General features: G+C 30.6%; 2 protein-coding genes. Both read left to right on the top strand.

The features are described 5' to 3' along the window. Nucleotides 1-350, top strand: a 350-nt coding sequence (locus Q1A73_RS24435) for a hypothetical protein (protein ID WP_299611446.1), incomplete at its 5' end; no start/stop codon positions are given. A 27-nt stretch (nucleotides 351-377) separates the two neighbouring features. Continuing rightward, nucleotides 378-605 carry a hypothetical protein gene (locus Q1A73_RS24430; protein WP_299611443.1) on the top strand — a complete coding sequence of 76 codons (228 nt, stop codon included), beginning with the start codon at nucleotides 378-380 and terminating at the stop codon, nucleotides 603-605. The last annotated feature ends 82 nt before the right edge of the window (nucleotides 606-687 follow it).

The raw sequence follows: 687 nt of genomic DNA, 5'->3' as shown, positions 1-687 counted from the left end.
AAGTTAGCAACCAATGCACAGAAAAAACAAAAAACAGGGTAACATTTTTCTCTGCTACGACACATATATTAAACGTTAGGCACAATTCGCAAATGGAAAAGTTATTCTCAATAATCAAATCTAATCTAATAGGTATTCTAATCGGAAGTGGAATATTATGGTGGGGATTTGCTAATGATGGATATGTAAGGATAATTATTGGACTACTCATTTTATTTGCTGTAATTAAATCTGGAATTGACAATTTCAATTACGCCCGAGAATTAGACAACTGGATAAAACAGAATCAGAACAGTCTGATTTTATTTTATCCCTGTAAAAAACCAATCCAAGATCTGATAAAAGACTAATTTATACCTAAAATACCATTCCCAGTTATGGAGATTTATTATGACGGACCCAAATTGGTTGGTAATATAAAGCGCTCAATAGTTCTAGAAATTATGAAATGGAATGAAAATATTAAAATTCATGAACCATCAATTCTTAAAATTAAAGACAAGAAAGTTATAAGTGAAACTCTTTTAGAACTGAGGTTAATCGGAAAACAAAAAGTTGATTATCAAAAATTGATTGAAAAAATAGAAAAATTAAAAAGTGCCTAACACGATATATGCTATGATTCAATTGGATCGGACAATTTTTTCGGAGGGATACGCTGGAGGATGATGGAGTATTCTTCTGATA

The sequence above is a fragment of the uncultured Aquimarina sp. genome, assembly GCF_947492115.1.
Taxonomy (GTDB): domain Bacteria; phylum Bacteroidota; class Bacteroidia; order Flavobacteriales; family Flavobacteriaceae; genus Aquimarina.
This window is presented reverse-complemented; position numbering and strand designations above follow the sequence as displayed.